This window comes from Bradyrhizobium sp. STM 3566, assembly GCF_045571445.1.
Taxonomy (GTDB): Bacteria; Pseudomonadota; Alphaproteobacteria; order Rhizobiales; family Xanthobacteraceae; genus Bradyrhizobium; species Bradyrhizobium vignae.
In genome coordinates, this window is the sequence record NZ_CP120692.1 from 7,744,574 (window position 1) to 7,763,302 (window position 18,729).

Annotated in this window: 16 protein-coding genes and 1 pseudogene; 4 read left to right on the forward strand and 13 right to left on the reverse strand. The window is 64.2% G+C overall.

Features of this window, described 5'->3' with window-relative positions; translation table 11 throughout:
- Positions 1 to 30: 30 nt before the first annotated feature.
- The 7 genes from P6U27_RS36740 to P6U27_RS36770 form a co-directional block, all read right to left on the reverse strand.
- A complete protein-coding gene (locus P6U27_RS36740; RefSeq protein ID WP_162500523.1) occupies positions 31 to 843 on the reverse strand; it encodes an N-acetylmuramoyl-L-alanine amidase in 813 nt (270 codons plus the stop codon).
- A 3-nt stretch (positions 844 to 846) separates the two neighbouring features.
- Positions 847 to 1,020: a hypothetical protein gene (locus P6U27_RS36745; protein ID WP_244607842.1), complete on the reverse strand. Its 174-nt coding sequence runs from the start codon at positions 1,018 to 1,020 to the stop codon at positions 847 to 849.
- A 112-nt stretch (positions 1,021 to 1,132) separates the two neighbouring features.
- Positions 1,133 to 2,734, reverse strand: coding sequence for a toll/interleukin-1 receptor domain-containing protein (locus P6U27_RS36750; RefSeq protein WP_407193520.1), 1,602 nt, complete (start codon positions 2,732 to 2,734; stop codon positions 1,133 to 1,135).
- 205 nt (positions 2,735 to 2,939) lie between these two features.
- Complete coding sequence (locus P6U27_RS36755; RefSeq protein ID WP_122406218.1) at positions 2,940 to 3,836, reverse strand: TauD/TfdA family dioxygenase; 897 nt, start codon at positions 3,834 to 3,836, stop codon at positions 2,940 to 2,942.
- A gap of 146 nt (positions 3,837 to 3,982) precedes the next feature.
- A complete protein-coding gene (gene ispG / locus P6U27_RS36760) occupies positions 3,983 to 5,266 on the reverse strand; it encodes a flavodoxin-dependent (E)-4-hydroxy-3-methylbut-2-enyl-diphosphate synthase (RefSeq protein WP_122406219.1) in 1,284 nt (427 codons plus the stop codon).
- 12 nt (positions 5,267 to 5,278) lie between these two features.
- Positions 5,279 to 6,232: a DMT family transporter gene (locus tag P6U27_RS36765; protein WP_129142293.1), complete on the reverse strand. Its 954-nt coding sequence runs from the start codon at positions 6,230 to 6,232 to the stop codon at positions 5,279 to 5,281.
- A gap of 218 nt (positions 6,233 to 6,450) precedes the next feature.
- On the reverse strand, positions 6,451 to 6,945 hold the full coding sequence (locus P6U27_RS36770; protein ID WP_209295293.1) for a Fur family transcriptional regulator: 495 nt from the start codon (positions 6,943 to 6,945) through the stop codon (positions 6,451 to 6,453).
- Between the two features lie 156 nt (positions 6,946 to 7,101).
- Between P6U27_RS36770 and P6U27_RS36775 the strand changes: the two genes are divergently transcribed.
- From P6U27_RS36775 to P6U27_RS36785, 3 genes are read left to right on the forward strand one after another with little or no spacing between them, the layout of a single operon-like run.
- Entirely contained in the window at positions 7,102 to 7,584 is a 483-nt protein-coding gene (locus P6U27_RS36775; RefSeq protein WP_122406222.1) for a MarR family winged helix-turn-helix transcriptional regulator, read from the forward strand.
- Positions 7,577 to 8,740 (forward strand): HlyD family secretion protein, encoded by a 1,164-nt coding sequence (locus P6U27_RS36780; protein ID WP_122406223.1) that lies wholly within the window; start codon positions 7,577 to 7,579, stop codon positions 8,738 to 8,740. The genes P6U27_RS36775 and P6U27_RS36780 overlap by 8 nt, the downstream gene beginning before the upstream one ends.
- 12 nt (positions 8,741 to 8,752) lie before the next feature.
- Positions 8,753 to 10,309, forward strand: coding sequence for an MDR family MFS transporter (locus tag P6U27_RS36785; protein ID WP_122406224.1), 1,557 nt, complete (start codon positions 8,753 to 8,755; stop codon positions 10,307 to 10,309).
- Positions 10,310 to 10,438: 129 nt separating this feature from the next.
- Here P6U27_RS36785 and P6U27_RS36790 read toward each other — a convergent pair whose 3' ends face one another.
- From P6U27_RS36790 to pcaF, 6 genes and pseudogenes are all read right to left on the reverse strand, one after another.
- Positions 10,439 to 11,503, reverse strand: coding sequence for a phosphotransferase (locus tag P6U27_RS36790; RefSeq protein ID WP_122406226.1), 1,065 nt, complete (start codon positions 11,501 to 11,503; stop codon positions 10,439 to 10,441).
- A gap of 139 nt (positions 11,504 to 11,642) precedes the next feature.
- Positions 11,643 to 11,816, reverse strand: a pseudogene (locus P6U27_RS36795) (methyl-accepting chemotaxis protein); the annotation flags it as partial.
- Positions 11,817 to 12,093: 277 nt separating this feature from the next.
- Positions 12,094 to 12,696, reverse strand: a complete 603-nt coding sequence (pcaG, locus tag P6U27_RS36800; RefSeq protein WP_122406227.1) for a protocatechuate 3,4-dioxygenase subunit alpha — start codon at positions 12,694 to 12,696, stop codon at positions 12,094 to 12,096.
- The gene (gene pcaH / locus P6U27_RS36805; RefSeq protein ID WP_122406228.1) at positions 12,697 to 13,398 is read right to left on the reverse strand and encodes a protocatechuate 3,4-dioxygenase subunit beta; all 702 of its coding nucleotides are present in this window, start codon (positions 13,396 to 13,398) and stop codon (positions 12,697 to 12,699) included.
- 122 nt (positions 13,399 to 13,520) lie between these two features.
- A complete protein-coding gene (locus tag P6U27_RS36810) occupies positions 13,521 to 14,414 on the reverse strand; it encodes a dioxygenase (RefSeq protein WP_122406229.1) in 894 nt (297 codons plus the stop codon).
- 129 nt (positions 14,415 to 14,543) lie between these two features.
- On the reverse strand, positions 14,544 to 15,752 hold the full coding sequence (gene pcaF, locus P6U27_RS36815; RefSeq protein WP_122406230.1) for a 3-oxoadipyl-CoA thiolase: 1,209 nt from the start codon (positions 15,750 to 15,752) through the stop codon (positions 14,544 to 14,546).
- A gap of 215 nt (positions 15,753 to 15,967) precedes the next feature.
- On the opposite strand from pcaF, the gene mutS reads away from it, so the two are divergent.
- Positions 15,968 to 18,706, forward strand: coding sequence for a DNA mismatch repair protein MutS (gene mutS, locus P6U27_RS36820; protein WP_407193521.1), 2,739 nt, complete (start codon positions 15,968 to 15,970; stop codon positions 18,704 to 18,706).
- Positions 18,707 to 18,729: the final 23 nt, after the last annotated feature.

An 18,729-nucleotide genomic window follows, 5' to 3' on the forward strand; every position in this document is an offset into this window, starting at 1 on the left:
TCATTGCGGCTGCTGGACCGGCCGAGCCAACTACCGCCTCTCGCAAAACTCCCTCATTGCAGCCGCGACGGCTCCCGCGACGACCTCCTGCCGCTCCGGCGAGTTCATCTCCATTTCCTCATCGCGATTGACGATCGAGCCGGCCTCGAGCAGCACGGCGGCGCTCCGCGTCCGCGACAGCACGACGAGCCCGTCATAGCGATAGACGCCGACATCCTTGTCGAGCAGCTGGTGGCGATAGCGGCCCATCACCGGCAGGGTGTATTGGCTGGCATAGTGCAGGCCCTGCTCCTTCAGCTGCTTGCCGATCATCCGGGCCAGCATCAGGCTGCTGGCGAAGTGCGGATTCTGCTGCGACACGAACAGCGAATGACCCGAAAAACGATCGCTGAAATAGCTCTTTGCGCCGTCGAACTCCCAGGTTTCGAGCAGCTTGTCCGGCACCGAATCATGATGGACCGACAGGAACAGATCGGTGCGGCCTTGGTTCGCGGCACTGATGCGCTTGAACAGGCTCGGCCGTGCCTTGCCGTCCGTGACGAGCAGGCGGGTTTCGGCAAAGCCTTCAGACTTGAGCTTCGCTGTGATCAGTCTGGCGAGGCGGAAGTTGAAGCCGAACTCCGGATCATTGCGCGCGCTCAGTGCGCCGTAGGAGTCCGGGGTGTGCCCGACATCCACGACGATCCGAAATTTAGGCATCTCACATTTGGCCGGTGACAGCTGCTTGGGCTTGGGTCTCGCAGCCTTTCGCGCGGCAACGGCCTCGCTGCTGCCAACAGTCGCAAGCGGCGACAGCAAGATCAATGCGACCAACCCGACGATGATGCTCCGCAACCGCCCCAAGCGCTACTCCGCTGCTGCGATCCTGGGGCGACCGAGCACGATCTTCTTCGGCTCGCCGTCGGGCTCCGGGAGCTCGCCGGACAGCAGCACGGGAATCCAGAAGCGGCGCAACAGTTCGCCCATTGCCGTTCCGGGGCCGGACTCGGCGAGGAATTCGTTGTCCTCGGCGCGGAACATGGTGGATCCTCCCGATTTCGTTTTCGGGAAGATTGGCGCAGACCTGACCACGCGTCAACGCTGTGGCACCGCCTCATTGCAAGACGAGTCAGCTCGTGCGGCTCGCCCGTCCCTAGGCGGCACGCGGCGGAGATTGCGTCTGCGGAGGAAGCTGTTCGACTTCTTCCGCAATGGCCTGGAGAGCGCGCAACGTGTACTCCCGGTTCATGGACTCCGTGGTGGCCTGAAGTTCGCGCAGCGCGATCCTGAACGGCTCCTGTGTGTCCGGGAAGTCCGATGCGTTGGACGCCAGCAATTGCTGGGCTGCCACGAAGAGCTTGGTTCGCGCGCTCTCCCATGCGGCCATCATCTGGCGCACGCGTGGGCCGCCGCCAACACCCCAGATCTTGTCGAGAACATCCGCGTCCATGAGGTGCTGATCCTGAACTTCCCGCAGGATCATGTTCATGTGGCTGAGCAACTGCGTCACGGCTGACTTCCAGGCATCCATCTCCTTGGACGTATCCGGCGCCAGCGGGAAATCGAACCTGGCCGGCCTGTATTGGCTGCTCCTCTCCAGGAAGAGGAATCTGAACTCGAGGCCGATGTTGATGGCACTCAGAAGGCGAGACGTCAGAGGATCGCCATAGTGCCGGACGATCATCTTGACGATGTAGATGTGGATTTCGGTCTTCTTGCTCACATAGGTCACGACCCGGGACACGAATAGCCGATATGCATCGTCACCCTTGGACGTCGCGACGACAAGATAGTTCTCGTCGCCGCGCTGGAGCGCGTTGGTAGCCAGCGTCCTGATGCCTTCGGCCCATGTTCCGCTCATCTCGGCCGGCATTCTGTTGATGAACGCATTCCAGTCGAAAAAGCGATTCTTTTCCTCCGGGAACCCAAAGACCTGGAAGGAATTTCCGACCATCTCGATCTTGAACTTCGACAGATCCACTCCGTCCGGCCCGATCATCGGAGGCGCGTCACTGTGGAGGATGATCTTCCGCTCCGGATAGGTTTCCGAGGAGACGCGCGATTCCAGATACACCTGAATGCAGCTGTCCAGCCTTGCGGCAGACGAGACGAGCTTCTGCCGCCAGAGCTCATCCTGCTTGCTGACACCGCCACTTGCGCCACCGTGCCTCCCGAGCACGGCATCCGCCGTCGCCGAGATATCCGCCAGCAGCGCGAAAACGGGATTTGGCGATGGCTCGGCCGCGCTCATGCCCGGCACCGTGAATATGTGATTCTCGTCGATCTTGATCGCCTGGAGATAATCGAGCGTGGTTTGGTTCGCCGCACCAATTGAAATCGGAAGAATTCTTCGGGGGGTGTTGCCGTGGATCTTCGGACGCTCCTCGAGTGACCTCGCGAAATAGCCGACCTCGAAGCCCGGAAACGCGAAGCTCGGTTTGAGCCTGTCCGTCAGGATCACCAGGAGAATGTCAGCCTCATCCAATGCGTTGGTGATCACGGTACGATAGTCCGACCCCTTTCCGATGCTCCCGACGTCGCGGAACACCTTGACCGGAGGAAGTGACGCAGCGACGGCAAACAATTGCAGTAGCTCAGCCTCGAAGCTCGCGGCCAGCTCCCGGTCTTCACTGACATAGCTGATGAAGACCGAGATCTGCTCGGGTCGGGCGGCCTTTGCCCGCCGGGTGCGGTCGGAATTCGCCGACCTGCGTTTGCCGGCCGTCGTCGACTTTTGCTTGCCCGCCTTGGCCATGTGATGCCCCCGAATACTTAAGGTTGTGATCCGATGCGCAATTCTCCATTTCCACGCGCGAGCCTAGGCGATCAGCCTGCCGAGGCAATGTAAGCTGGTTCACAGAACGGCAAGTTTATCGGATCGTGCGCGAGGGCATGCCAGACCTTCAGCACACAGGGCCCTGCTTGTGAGCGCTGACGGGCATAACTTGTGGAGCTGGAGTCTAGACCGGCCGCTCCCCCTTCACCGTCACGCGCGTCCCTGATCGCGTGTGCGGCCAGTAGTCCCACATCGCGCGGTGCTGGGTGCAGCGGTTGTCCCAGAAGGCGATGGCATTCTCGGTCCAGCGGAAGCGGCACTGGAACAGCGGATTTTCGGCGTGCTGGTAGAGATAGGCGAGCATCGCATCGCTCTCGTCGCGCGGGATGCCGTTGATGTGCCGGGTGAAGCCGCGGTTGACATAGAGCGCTTTCCTGCCGGTGACGGGATGCGTGCGCACCACGGGATGCTCGGCATGCGGATAGGAGGGACGGTCGGCGACGCCGTAATTCGCATAGAGCCCGCGATAGATCGGCTCGCCATCGTGCAGCGCGGTGAGCCCGTCGAGATAGGCTTTCATGCGGTCCGACAGCGCCTCATAGGCTGCATACATGTTGGCAAACAGCGTGTCGCCGCCGCGCGGCGGGCACTGCTTGATGTAGAGGATCGAGCCCATCGGCGGCTCGAGATCGCAGGACACGTCGGAGTGCCAGCCCTCGCCATTGGCGCGCGGCGAGTCCTTGTCGGCGTAGATCCTCATGAGCGCCGGATCTTCGTCCTCGTGCGGCGCGGCGGGATGGAAATGCAACTCGCCGAACTTGCGGCCGAAGGCAAGGTGCTGCTGCGGCGTGATGTGCTGGTCGCGGAAGAAGATCACGAGGTTTTCGGCGAGCGCACGGTGGATCTCGTCCATCTGCCGGTTGGAGCGGGTGTCAGCATCGACGAGCTTGCCGATATCGACGCCGGAGATTTCCGCGCCGATGATGGGGGTGAGCTTTTCGACCTGGATCGTCTCGTATGGGGCGCCGTCTTCTGCGGTGTGGCGATAGCGCGGGCCCTGCTTGCCGGCGAGTGAGCTCATGGCGTGTCTCCCGATCGTTGTTGATTGGGAGGCATCGTAACAATGTAGGGCGGGTTAGCGAAGCGTAACCCGCCACTTCGCGCGCGCAAAAAATAAGGCGGGTTACGCTACGCTAACCCGCCCTACGCTTCGATATCGAAAGACACCTACTCCGCCGCCGTCACCGGCACCTTGGCGCCCTGGCCGTAGCGCTGGTCGATATAGTCGATCACCAGCGCCTTGAAGTCGGCGGAGATGGTCGGCCCGCGCAGCGTGCGGAACTTCTTGCCGTCGACGAAGACGGGCGCGGCCGGGGCTTCGCCGGTGCCGGGCAGCGAGATGCCGATATTGGCATGCTTGGATTCGCCGGGGCCGTTGACGATGCAGCCCATCACCGCGACGTTGAGCTCTTCCACGCCAGGATATTTCGTCTTCCAGGTCGGCATCTCGTCGCGGATGAAATCCTGGATCGAGCGCGCCAGCTCCTGGAACGTGGTCGAGGTGGTGCGGCCGCAGCCGGGGCAGGCTGCAACCAGCGGCACGAAGGTGCGGAAGCCCATGGTCTGCAACAGCTCCTGGGCGACCTGCACCTCGCGGGTACGGTCGCCGCCGGGCTCGGGCGTCAGCGAGATGCGGATGGTGTCGCCGATGCCCTGCTGCAAGAGGATGCCGAGCGCGGCCGAAGACGCCACGATGCCCTTCGAGCCCATGCCGGCTTCGGTGAGACCGAGATGGATGGCGTAGTCCGAACGCGCCGCAAGATCCTGGTAGACCGCGATCAGATCCTGCACCGCCGAGACTTTTGCCGAGAGGATGATGCGGTCCTTGGGCATGCCGAGCTCTTCGGCGCGCGCGGCCGACAGCAGCGCCGACTGAACCATGGCCTCGCGCGTCACCGCGCGGACGTCGCGCGGATTGGGTGATGCTGCGTTCTCGTCCATCAGCTTGGTCAAAAGCTCCTGGTCGAGCGAGCCCCAATTGGCGCCGATCCGCACCGGCTTGTTGTTCTTGTTCGCGATCTCGATGATGTCGGCGAACTGGGTGTCGCGCTTGTCCTTGAAGCCGACATTGCCGGGATTGATGCGGTATTTGGCCAGCGCCTCGGCGCAGGCCGGATAGGCCGCAAGCAGCTTGTGGCCGATATAATGGAAGTCGCCGATCAGCGGCGTCGTGATGCCGCGCTTGGCGAGGCCGTCACGGATGTGCGGAACGGCCGCCGCGGCTTCCTCGCGGTCCACGGTGATGCGGACCATTTCGGAGCCGGCGCGCGCGAGCGCTGCGACCTGGGCGATGGTGCTGTCGACATCGGCGGTGTCGGTGTTGGTCATCGACTGCACGACGATCGGCGCGCCGCCGCCCACGGCGACGTTACCCACCTTCACCTGGGTGGTCTTGTGCCGGGGCGCGGGGCCCGCGATGTCGGAATCGAGAGAGTTTTCGAGCTTGTTCATTAGGTCCAAATATCAGGTTTTGGTGACGTTCAGCAATGCATCACGCGGCGTCGCAGCCGTTTGGCTCGGACGGTTAACCAGAAAAAGCCCTGCAATTACAAGGACCGCGGCGGCCCCGAATGTCAGGCTCAGGGTGTCGTGCATGATGAAATAGCTACCCACCACGCCAAACAAGGGGGTGATGAAGGTAAAAGCGGACAATTTGCTGGCCGAATAGGCCTTCACCAGCGCGAACCAAAGCGTGAACGTGGTTCCCACCACCCAGATTGCCTGGAACGCCATCAGGCCGAGCGACAACGGCGCCGGCATGTGCGTGATGGATTCGCCGAACAGCCAGGCCGCCATCCCCAGAATCGGGATCGAGGTGGCGACCTGATAGCCCAGCGCCTTCTCGGGCGCGGCGAAGCGCAGCCGCGTGCCCTTGGCAACCAGCGTCGTCGCCGCCCACAGCGCGGCGCCGCCGACGACCATGAGATCGCCGAGCAGAACATGCGAATCGACATTGGGCTGCGGCACGCCGATCGCCAGCGCCACGCCGGCAAAGCTGATGGCCAAGCCCAGCCATTGCGAGCCGCCGAGCCGCTCTCCGAGCACCTGGTACGAGCCGAGCGCGACGAAGAACGGCGCCGTATAGAGGAACACCACTGCACGCGAAGCAGAGGTGAGACGCAGTCCCTGGAAGATCAGCACGAATTCGATGCCGAACATCAGCCCGGCGATCAGGCCGGCCCTCCACGTCCCGTCACGCTCGAAGAATTTCACGCCGCGCAGCGTGCCGATGATGAACAGCACCGGCAGTGCGCCCATCGAGCGGATGGTGGCCTGGAGCATCGGCGGAATGTCGGGCAGCACCAGCTTCACCGCGATCTGGTTGAACCCCCAGGTCAGGCACAGCATGAGCATCAGGGCGATGGCGCCGGCACTGAGAGGACGGCCGGCAGGCGGTATGGCTTGAGGTGCGGACATTTCTTCCTGAGATCCGGCTTTGCGCCGTTGTTGCTAAATTCGATAGGCCGCGGGCTCTTTACCTCTCCCCGTCGGGGAGAGGTCGATTTGCGAAGCAAATCGGGTGAGGGGGCGCCGGCCCCATGAGAGAGCGAAGCCCCTCACCCGCGCCTTCGGCGCGACCTCTCCCTTTGGGAGAGGTGGGCACCGCCGCTTTGGCTCGACCTGATTCCATCTTTCTAAGAGACTTTCTGACAATGCGTGCAGATGCCCGTGATCTCCACCACAGACAGCTTTGGTACGAAGCCTGAGCTGCGCGCGGCCGCATTGAGGTCCTTGGCGAACGACGCCGAGGGGATCTCGCCGACCAGGCCGCAGCGCTCACAGATCAGGAACGCCACCGCCGAGGTCGCGTCATGATCATGGGCGGCACAGGCCAGATAGGCATTGCGACTCTCGATGCGGTGCACGAGGCCGTTGGCCATCAGGAAATCGAGTGCACGATAGACCGTGATCGGCGCCGGCCGCGGCATCGACTTGGCGAGTTCGTCGATCACCTCATAGGCGCCGAGCGGACGGTGGCTGGAGAGCAGCGCCCTCAGCACTTGGCGGCGGATTGGCGTGAATTTCTGCGCACGCTGCGCGCAAACCTCCTCGGCATGCGCCAACGCGTCCGCCGTACAGCGGCCGTGATCGTGGTCGGGCGCGGGAAAGGCCGGCTTCGCGAGGGTCATCTGGCCTACCTTCTAGCATTTCGGCGGTGGAACCCAAAGCGCGACCGACCCAGCGGCTGTCAGCCATGCTTATCCCGCGGGACAGCGTCTCGCTAACCCGCCATGAAATAATCATAAGCTTGCTTATTATATACAAGCTTATTGGAGGCCAAGCTTATGAGCCGCGGGTCCGTGGACCAGAACTTCCTGTTTACGCTCGCCGAGCTTTACCGCCTGCTGCGCGTCTATGCCGACAAGGAGGCCTCGCGCTTCGGCATCACCCGCGCGCAATGGGCGGTGCTGGCCAAGGTCGAGCGCAGCGAGGGCATGAAGCAATCGGAACTCGCCGAGTTGCTCGAGGTGCAGCCGATCACGCTGACACGCCTGATCGACAAGCTCTGCGACAGCGACTGGATCGAGCGCCGCAGCGACGCCTCGGACCGCCGCGTCAAACGTCTCTACCTGAAGAAGGCCGGGCGGCAGCTGCTCGGCAGGATGAGCGGCCTGAAATCGGAGCTGACCGCGAACGCGCTTGACGGCATCAACCCGGCGGACGCTCACCGCCTTCTCGTCCAACTCGAAACGATCAAGGAAAACGTGCGAAACGCGATCCAGGCCTCTGGGGCGGAACAAGCGCGTAAGGAGCAGCGCTATGGCTGATCAGGTCCTCAAATTCCAGCCCGAGCAGAAGGCTGACAGCGGCAAGCCGACCAAGAAGGCCGGCACCGATCCGCGCCGCCGCTTGGTGGCGGGCCTGCGCCGCTATCGTCGTTTCCTGCTTCTGGTCGTGCTGCCTCTCATCGCCGCCATCGGCGGCCTCACTTTCTATCTGCATGGCGGCCGCTATGTCGGGACTGACGATGCCTATGTCGGCGCCCAGAAGGTGCTGGTAACCCCCGATATTTCCGGCAAGATCCTGAAAGTCGTCGTGAAGGAAGGTCAGGCCGTCAAGCAGGGCGACGAGCTGTTCGAGATCGATCCCGTGCCGTTCCGCCTCGCGGTGGACGAGGCCAAGGCGCAGCTCGCCCAGGCCCGCACGACCTATGACAACCTCGTCGCCAACATCAAGATCTACGGTGACATGCTCGACCTCGCCCAGCAGGGCGTCGACCTGAAGCAGCGCGACGTCGAGCGCAAGCAGGCGCTGGTGAAGAACAATTACGGCTCGCAGCTCGACCTCGACAACGCGTCCAACGCGCTGGTCACCGCGGGCGCGCAGGCGCAGTTCATCAAGCAGCAGCTCTCTAACGCCAAGACGCAATTGCTCGGCGATCCCAAGCTGCCCCTGGAGCAATTCCCGCCTTACGTCCAGGCCAAGGCCAAGCTCGAAGATGCCCAGCGCAATCTCGAACACACCGTGCTGCGCGCGGCGATGGATGGCGTGGCGACGCAGGTGGAACAGATCCAGCTCGGCCGTTTCGTCGCCGCCGGCACGCCGGTGTTCTCCATCATCGACGTCGCCCATCCCTGGGTCGACGCCAATCCGAAGGAGAGTGACCTTACCTATGTCACCGAAGGCCAGCCCGTCACGCTCGAGGTCGATGCGTTCCCGAACCACGTCTTCAAGGGCAAGATCGGCTCGCTTTCGCCCGGCACCGGCGCGCAATTCGCGATCCTGCCGCCGCAAAATGCCACCGGCAATTTCGTCAAGGTGGTGCAGCGCGTCCCGATCCGCATCTACTTCGACGAGACCGACAAATATGTGCGGAAGCTGAAAGCCGGCATGAGCGTCTACGCCACCATCGACACCGGCCATCGGCGCTCGCTCGCCGGCCTGCTCGGCCTGTCGGCGACAGCGGGCCAGGACAAAGACTAAGGATCCGCCACGATGTCCGGCCCCAACGCCAACCTGATGGTCCCCGGCCTGCGCCGGAACATGGTGACGATCTGCGCCATGACCGCGACCATCATGCAGGCGCTGGACACCACCATCGCCAACGTCGCGCTGCCCTACATGCAGGGCACCCTCTCGGCCTCGCAGGATCAGATCAATTGGGTGCTGACCTCCTACATCGTCGCCGCGGCGATCATGACGGCGCCGGTGGGCTGGATCGCCAACCGCTTCGGCCGCAAGCGCATCTTCATCATCTGCTCGGCCGGCTTCACCATGGCATCGGTGCTGTGCGGTCTGGCGCAAGACATCAACCAGATGGTGCTGTTCCGCCTGCTGCAAGGCGTGTTCGGCGCCGCCCTGGTGCCGCTGTCGCAGTCGGTCATGCTCGATTATTACACGCTCCAGGAACGTGCCAAGGCGATGTCGATCTGGGGCATGGGCGTGATGATGGGCCCGATCATGGGCCCCTCCCTCGGCGCCTGGCTCACCGAGACCTATTCCTGGCACTGGGTGTTCTTCGTCAACCTGCCGTTCGGCGCCATCACCGTGCTTGGTCTGATCGTCTTCATGGACGAGACCCGGAAAGATCTCAGCCTCAAATTCGACTGGTTCGGCTTCGCCGCATTGGCGATCGCGATCGGCGCGCTGCAGCTCGCGCTGGATCGCGGCGAGCAGCTGGGGTGGCTCGAATCGAACGAGATCGTCGCGGAATTCATCGTCGCGGCCGTCGCCTTCTATTTCTTCCTCGCCCACTCCTTCACGACCTCGACGCCGTTCATCCGCTTTGCGCTGTTTCGGGATCGCAACTTCGTCACCGGCTGCGTGTTCATGATCGTGATGGGCCTCGTGCTGTTCTCGACCATGGCGCTGGCCTCGCCCTACATGCAGAACGTGATCGGCTATCCCATCATCACCGCCGGCCTGCTGCTGGCGAGCCGCGGTTTCGGCACCTTCTTCGCCATGATGCTGGTCGGCCGGATGATGCGCTATTTCGAAGCGCGCACATTGATCATCACCGGCCTGACGCTGACCGCGGGCTCGCTGTACCAGATGACCGGCTGGACCGATCTGACCCAGGTGCCGGAGATCGTCACGGTCAGCGTCATCCAGGGTTTTGGCTTCGGCCTCGTCTTCGTGCCGCTCTCGACCGTAGCGTTCCTGACCTTATCGAACGAGCTGCGCACCGACGGCACCGCCATGCTGACCCTGATGCGCAACGTCGCAAGTTCGGTCGGCATTTCCGTCGTCATCGCCGAGCTGACGCAGGGGACGCGGCGGAGCTATGCGATCCTCTCCGAGCACGTCAACCCGTTCAACCACGCGCTGCAGATGCCCAGCGTCAGCGGCCTGATCAATCTGTCCACCGACGCCGGCCGCGCCCTGGCGGACCGGATGGTCAGCGTGCAGGCGCAGATCATCGCCTTCTCGCACGACTACCAGCTCGTGATGGTCTTCATCCTCTGCACCATCCCGCTCGCTCTACTGATCGGCTCCACCAAGGCCACGCTGCGCAAGCAGGCGGCGGGGCCGGAACACGCGGTAATGGAGTAGCAACAGGTGTCATGCCCCGGCTTGATCGGGGCATCCAGTACGCCGCGGCTTCTCCATATCACAGGAACGTCTCTGGAATACTGGGTCGCCCCGTCAAGCCGGGCGACGACGTCGAGCTTGTGGCGCCGCCTACCCCAACAACTCCTCACACCCCAAATCCTCCACCGCCATCATCACCCGCTCCAGATTGTTCCACCAGATCACCGGCGGGATGTTGATGCTCCACTGCCAGATTGGCTTCGTGATTTGCCAGAGCACCGCCCAGCGGTAGTCGCGATCGAGCGCGCCGCGCGTGTAGCCGCTGATGCCGCTTTCCATCAACGTGTCGTGGTAGAGATTGAGCAGCGGGCGTTCGAGCGCCTGCCGGCGTTCCGGATACCAATGCACGGCCATCATATGGGCGAGGTCGTGGGTCGGAACGTTGATGCTCCAAAGATCGAAATCGAAGATGCGCACGGTATCGGCGACGCCCGCGCGCGGCAGCAGGAAATTCCAGGTGTGGGCGTCGCCATGCGTGATGCTGACGTGTCGGCGTGAATGGTAACGCTGGGACAGCCGGTCCGACTGATCGATCAGGCGACGGTAGAGGATCCGCCGCTCCTCGCTGAGGCGATCACCAAGAAGATCGGCAAAACGGTCATAATGGCCCGCAAACGTCTCCATGCGCTGCGCGCTGTCCTCCGTGCTCGCCCAGGTACCCACAGCACCGCCGAGGCTCGGATGGTCCCACCAGGCTGCATGCCAGCGCGCGAGCGTGGTGACGATGGCGAACGTCTGCTCGCGCGATGGCGGCACCGGCCAAGCCATTGCGATGGCGTGGCTGTCGGTGAGGTCCTCGAGCAGAAGATGCCAAGTGAGACTGTCTTCGTCGAAATGTCCGTCGAAGCAGCGGGGCACCAGTCCCGGCGGCATGCTTGGCGTCAGTTGCGTGTAGTATTCCACCTCCCGCCGGCCGCCATTGGCAAGCTTCTCGGCGAACGCTGCATTTGCGGTCTTCAGAATCAGCGACTGCGGGGCGCCGGCGGATTCGCCGACATAGCGCAAGCCGAGACGGATGATATGCGACACGACGGTGTCGTGCTGATGCAACACCTTCACTTCGCGGACCGCGCCGGCGTCCAGCACGCCGGCCCTGCGCAGCGCGGCCGTCAGTCGGGCGGGCTCAACGACCGCCGGCAATTGTGGAGATGTCATGAACCACGATGCCCTTGTCCCGCGCCATACTGCACGATCACCCTCCTGGGCACCAGCGGCCGATTTGCCGCCGGGCTCAGGCTGCCGCGGCCGAGTCGCGCACGGTCCGCACGACGACCGACCGCAGCTGTTCGGTCGACTTCCAGAATTTCTGCACCTCCGCATCGGACTTCGACACCAGCGCGGTCTTGAGATCGGCCGAGAGGCTGGAGGAGACCCAGAACGCCTTGCGCTCGTCGTAATCCTTGCGGAGCTGGGCCAGGCGTTCACCGTGGGCCGCCAGCTGGTCTGGTTCGCCGAATGCAATGATCGCCGAAGAAAGCGAAAGACGAATTTTCATGGAACAATCCGGTGACGCAGGTCGAGTACAAGCAGACCCTAAACGACTGCGGTAAACACAGGACGCTGCACGCGGAAATTGCGTGCCGGGAAATCCGGAGAGCTATGTGGCGAGACGACCGGATTTGAGTCGGCGAGAGTGACACACAGCACGAAGAAGGGCGTTTCGGCCTGATGCAAAGGCAGCAAGCAGCTCAATTGCGCTGGATGAGGAGAGCATGCCGGCTGCGGATACAGCCGGCACGCATTCTTTACACGTCGAAGAACACCGTTTCGTCGTCGCCCTGAAGGTGCAGGTCGAGCCGGTAGACCGGCTTGCCGGGCTCACGCACCGCGGTCAGCGTCGCGCGACGGTCGGCCGGAACCAGCGCCAGCACGGGATCGGCGGCGTTGCCGGCCTCGTCGCTGAAATAGATGCGGGTGTAGAGATGCCGCAGCATGCCGCGACCGAACACCGCAAGCAGAATGTGCGGCGCCTGCGGTTTGCCGTCGGGGTCCGGCACCGCGCCGGGCTTGATGGTCTCGAAGGAATAGTTGCCGTCCTTGTCGGTGCCGCAGCGGGCAAAGCCGCGGAAGCTCGCGTTCGGCAGCGCACGCTTGTCCTGCGGGTCGGAGAAGCGGCCTTGCGCGTCCGCCTGCCAGATTTCCAGCATGGCATCCGGCACGGCAACGCCATCGCCATCGAATACCCGACCCTCGATGCGGATGCGGTCGCCTGAGACGTCCGGGGTCAGCGTCGAGTTGGTGAATGCGTCGTTCCAGGCGTACTCGCCGTTCGGCGTCAGGCCGTATTTGAAGAACGGACCGACCGTCTGCGATGGGGTGATCCCGTCGGATTTCACAGACTGTTGCACTTAGTGGTTCTCCATGGGGGTGGCGTTCTTGCCGCGCAGCACGATGTCAAAGCGGTAGCACAGCGCCCATTCGGGCTTCGTGTTCTCGAGATCGAAAGACGAGACCATCCGCGCCCGCGCCTTCTCGTCCGGCACCGAATTGAAGATCGGGTCGAACGGGAACAAGGGATCGTTCGGGAAATACATCTGCGTCACGAGGCGCGTGACGAAGGAATAGCCGAACACCGAGAGATGGATATGCGCGGGCCGCCACGCATTGTGGTGATTGCCCCAGGGATAGGCGCCGGGCTTGATGGTGACGAAGCGATAATAGCCGGAAGCATCGCTCACGGTGCGGCCCGCGCCGGTGAAATTCGGATCGAGCGGCGCGGGATGCTGATCGCGAACATGAATATAGCGGCCGCAGGAATTGGCTTGCCAGATCTCGATCAACGAGTTCGGCACGCCGCGGCCGTCCTCATCTCGCACGTGGCCATGCACGATGATGCGCTCGCCGATCGGCTCGCCACTGTGTTGGGTGGTAAGATCGTTGTCGCCCTCGCGCACGGTCTCGTGGCCGTAGACCGGGCCGGTCAGCTCCGACAACGTGTGGCGCATCGGGATCAAGGGCTTGTTCGGCGCCCGCTTGATCGAGCTCTTGTAGTCGGGCGACAGCGGCAGCGGATGCGCCTTGTTGCTGTCCGTGGGATAGACGAATGTCATTGGCGAACTCCTCCCCGGCCATTTTACGTCTGGCCGGTCAACGCTTCCGCCAATCATTATAGGATATAACTAATTTGGGGAAGCCGGTTTGGCGGCGTTCCCGCGCCTGCAGCCGGCGGCTCTTACCTGATCGGCGCGCGCGGAAGCACGGCCTCCCCGGCCTCGAGCCGGTAGGTATGGTCGAGCGAATACCAGGGCACGGAGACGTCCTTCGCAGTCGGATGCGGCGTCGCGTGGCGCACGAATTTGCCGATCAGCGCCTGTGTCACGCCGAATTGCACGTCGCTGTCGATATGGGGATCGGCAGGGTCGTAGACCTGCGAGACCAGCACCTTGAATCCTGGCTTGAAGATCAGGGCGTGCAGATGGGCGGGACGATAGGGGTGGCGGCCCTGCGCCTCGAGCAGACGGCCGACCACGCCATCAGTCGGGATGGGATAGCCGACCATCATCACCGAGCGGAAGGCGAAGCACCCGTCGGAATCAGTCGTGAACTTGCCGCGCAGGTTCATGTCGGCCTGCTCGGGGTCCTGGTTCTCGTAAAGGCCGACCGGCGAAGCATGCCAGACATCGACCTCGGCCCCGGCGACGGGCTCGCCGTCCCTGTCGACGACGCGCCCGCTGACGAACAGCGTGGCCCCCGGTGTCTCCGAGCGCACGATCGATCCGCCATTCTCGACCCGGGGCGAATTCAACCGCCAGAACGGCCCGAGCAATGATTGATCGGTCTCCGTATTGCCCTGATCGCCATTGTTGAGCAGGCACACCAGCGAGGAGACGCCGAGCGACCCCGCCATCAGCACGACTTCGTTGTGCGTGTCGGTGGTCAGCTTGCCGAGCTCGGCCACGATCGCCGTGGCATCGCGGAATTCCTTCTCGGTCAGGCGCACGTCGCGTACGAAGGCGTGCAAATGCTTGACCAGAGAGACCATGATCTGGCGCAGCCGCGGATCGGATGTCCGCTCCATCACCGCCAAGGCTGCGGCCGTGACGTCCTGCTCGCGCTCGATGATCATGGGACGGTCCTTGAAGCGACAAAAAACGCCGTCATTCCGGGGCGATGCGGAGCATCGAACCCGGAATCTCGAGATCCCGGGTTCGGTGCAAGTGCACCGCCCCGGGATGACGGTCCACTGCGTGGACCGTCAATTCAGCTTTTCGATCGCAACGGCCACACCCTGGCCGACGCCGACGCACATGGTTGCGAGCGCGAGCTTGCCGCCGCGCTTCTCCATGCCGTGCACGGCGGTGAGCGCGAGCCGGGCGCCGCTCATGCCGAGCGGATGGCCGAGCGCGATGGCGCCGCCATGCGGATTGACGAAATCGGCATCCTCCTTGACGCCAAGCTGGCGCAGGCACGCGATGCCCTGCGAGGCGAAAGCTTCGTTTAGCTCGATCAGGTCGAAATCGCCGATCTTCTTGCCGAGACGCTCCATCAACTTCCGGGTCGCCGGCACGGGACCAATGCCCATGATGCGCGGCGGCACGCCGGCAGAGGCCAGGCCGAGGATGCGCGCCCGCGGCGTGAGGCCGTGCTTCTTCACCGCAGCTTCCGAAGCCAGGATCATCGCAGCGGCGCCGTCATTGACGCCGGAGGCGTTGCCGGCGGTGACTGTGCCGGGATTGCGAACGATCGGCTTCAACTTGGCGAGACCTTCAAGCGTGGTCTCTGGGCGAGGATGTTCGTCCTTGTCGACCGTGATCGGACCGGCTTTGCCGCCAGGAATCGTGATGGGCGTGATCTCTTCCGCGAAATAACCCGCCGCAATCGCGGCGCCGGCACGCTGCTGCGAGCGGATGGCGAAGGCATCCTGGTCGGCGCGCGAAACCTGGAATTCCTCGGCGACGTTCTCGCCGGTCTCCGGCATCGCGTCGACGCCGTACTGCGCCTTGAGCAGCGGATTGATGAAGCGCCAGCCGATCGTGGTATCGAAGATCTCGGCCGAGCGCGAGAAGGCCTCCTGCGCCTTGCCCATCACGAAAGGCGCGCGGGTCATCGACTCGACGCCGCCGGCAATCGCAAGTTCGATCTCGCCGGCGCGAATGGCGCGGCCCGCGGCACCGACGGCATCGAGGCCGGAGGCGCAGAGCCGGTTCAGGGTCTGACCGGGAACCGAGTCCGGAAGACCTGCCAGCAGCAGCGCCATACGCGCGACGTTGCGGTTGTCCTCGCCGGCCTGATTGGCGCAGCCGAAGAAGACTTCATCCACCTGCGCCCAATCGAGATTCGGATGCTTGGCCATCAGCGCCTTGATCGGGGCTGCGGCGAGATCATCGGCGCGCACCTTGGCGAGCGAGCCGCCGAAGCGGCCGATCGGGGTCCGCACCGCATCGCAGATAAAGACGTCACGCATCGTTGTTCTCCCTGGCTGCCGCGGTCCGGCCAAATTCTTCAATGTCGACGGAGTTTTAGGAGGGCGCCCGCGGCAGGTCAATTGACGGTTTCGCGTGCGATTTGCAGGGGGCTGCGGTCCGCAACGCATGCCGCGGTGCGGACAACGTGGAAAACCTCCCCTGCCCGGCCAAAGCGATAGGAGCAGGAGGCGAAATTTTGTAGGTTGCGCCGCCCATGACGTTGCAACAGCCCATCTCCGCCCCAGAACCCGAACCCACGCCAGCGCCCCAGGCGGAAGCCGCCGCGCGCGTGACGCCGATGATGGAACAGTATCTCGAGATCAAGGCGGCGCATCAGGGCCTCCTGCTGTTCTACCGGATGGGCGACTTTTACGAGCTGTTCTTCGAGGACGCCGAGATCGCCTCCAGGACGCTCGGCATCGTGCTGACCAAGCGCGGCAAGCACCAGGGCGCTGACATCCCGATGTGTGGCGTCCCGGTGGAGCGCTCCGAGGATTATCTGCATCGTCTCATCAGCGCCGGCCACCGCGTCGCGGTGTGCGAGCAGACCGAGGATCCCGCCGCAGCAAAAGCACGCGGCAACAAGAGCGTGGTGCGCCGCGGCGTGGTGCGGCTGGTCACGCCGGGCACGCTGACCGAGGACACGCTGCTGGATGCGCGCGCCAACAATTACCTGCTCGCGATCGCGCGCGCGCGTTCGTCCGCCGGTGGCGACCGCTTCGGCCTCGCCTGGATCGACATCTCGACCGCCGAATTCATGGTGACCGAGGTTTCAGGCGGAGAGCTCGCGGCGACGCTGGCGCGCATCAACCCCAACGAGGCGATCGTCACTGACGCACTCTATAATGACAGCGAGCTCGGCCAGACCTTGCGCGAGCTGCCGGCGGTGACGCCGCTGACCCGCGACGTCTTCGACGGCGCCACCGCCGAAAAGCGGCTCTGCGACTACTTTGCGGTCGCGACCATGGATGGGCTGGCGCAGCTCACCCGCTTGGAGGCCACCGCCGCGGCCGCCGCCGTCACCTATGTCGACCGCACCCAGGTCGGCAAGCATCCGCCGCTGTCGCCGCCCGCGCGCGAGGCCTCGGACGCGACCATGGCGATCGATCCGGCCACCCGCGCCAATCTCGAGCTGACGCGGACGCTCGCCGGCGAACGCCGCGGGTCACTGCTCGACGCCATCGACTGCACTGTCACCTCTGCGGGTTCGCGCCTGCTCGCGCAGCGGCTCGCGGCACCGCTGACGGATGCACCGGCGATCGCTCGCCGGCTCGATGCGGTCAGCGTCTTCGTTGCCGATTCTGCGGCGCGCGAGGACATCCGCAGCATTTTGCGGGGCGCGCCCGACATGTCGCGCGCGCTTGCCCGACTCTCGGTCGGCCGCGGCGGACCGCGCGACCTCGCCGGCATCCGCGACGGCATCTTGGCCGCCGACCAGGCGCTGGCGCGGCTCGCCGAACTGGATCAGCCACCGCAGGAGGTCGCAGCGGTGATGGCGGCGCTGAAGCGACCATCGCGCGCGCTGGCAGCCGAGTTCGCGGCAGCGCTCGATGAGCAGTTGCCGCTGATCAAGCGCGACGGCGGCTTCGTGCGCCAGGGCTATGAGCCCGCGCTCGACGAGGCGCGAAATCTGCGCGACGCCTCGCGCCTCGTCGTCGCCTCGATGCAGGCCCGCTACGCCGACGATACCGGCGTGAAGGGTCTCAAGATCCGTCACAACAACGTGCTCGGCTATTTCGTCGAGGTCACCGCACAGCACGGCGACAAGCTGATGTCAGCGCCGCTGAATGCGACCTTCATCCACCGCCAGACGCTGGCAGGACAGGTGCGCTTCACCACCTCCGAGCTCGGCGAGATCGAAGCCAAGATCGCCAATGCCGGCGATCGCGCGCTCAACCTCGAGCTCGAGATCTTCGAAAGGCTCTGCGCGAAGGCCCTCGCGATCAGCGACGATCTGCGCGCGGCGGCGCAAGGTTTTGCGCTGCTCGACGTCGCGACGTCGCTGGCCAAGCTGGCGGTCGACGAGAACTACGTCCGGCCCGAAGTCGACGGCTCCCTCGCCTTCGCGATCGAGGCCGGCCGCCATCCCGTGGTCGAGCAGGCCCTGAAGCGCAACGGCGAGCCGTTCATCGCCAATGCCTGCGACCTGTCGCCGGCGCCCGCACAACAATCCGGCCAGCTCTGGCTGCTCACCGGTCCCAACATGGCGGGTAAATCGACTTTCCTGCGCCAGAACGCGCTGATCGCCTTGATGGCTCAGATCGGCAGCTTCGTGCCGGCCACGCGTGCGCGGATCGGCATCGTCGACCGCCTGTTCTCGCGCGTCGGCGCCGCCGACGATCTTGCCCGTGGCCGCTCCACCTTCATGGTGGAGATGGTCGAGACCGCGGCGATCCTCAATCAGGCCGGCGAGCGCTCACTCGTCATCCTGGACGAGATCGGCCGCGGCACCGCGACCTTCGACGGCCTTTCGATCGCCTGGGCCGCGATCGAGCATCTGCATGAAAGCAACCGCTGCCGCACGTTGTTCGCAACGCACTATCACGAGCTCACCGCGCTCTCGGCCAAGCTGCCGCGCATGTTCAATGCGACGGTGCGCGTGAAGGAGTGGCAGGGCAATGTGGTGTTTCTGCACGAGGTGCTGCCGGGCTCGGCCGATCGCTCCTACGGCATCCAGGTGGCGAAACTCGCCGGCCTGCCACCCGCGGTGATCACGCGCGCCAAATCCGTTCTGTCCAAGTTGGAGGCGCAGGACCGCGGCCAGACCGCGCGAGCCCTCGTGGACGACCTGCCGCTGTTCGCGGTGCCCTCGCGCGCCGCCACCGAGGCCGCGCCGCCGAGCGAAGCCGAGCTGCTGATGGAAGCCGTGAAGGCGCTGCACCCCGACGAGATGTCCCCGCGCGAGGCGCTCGACGCGCTTTATGCGCTGAAGGCGAAACTGCCGAAGCAGTGACGGTGCCATAGGGTGGGCAAAAG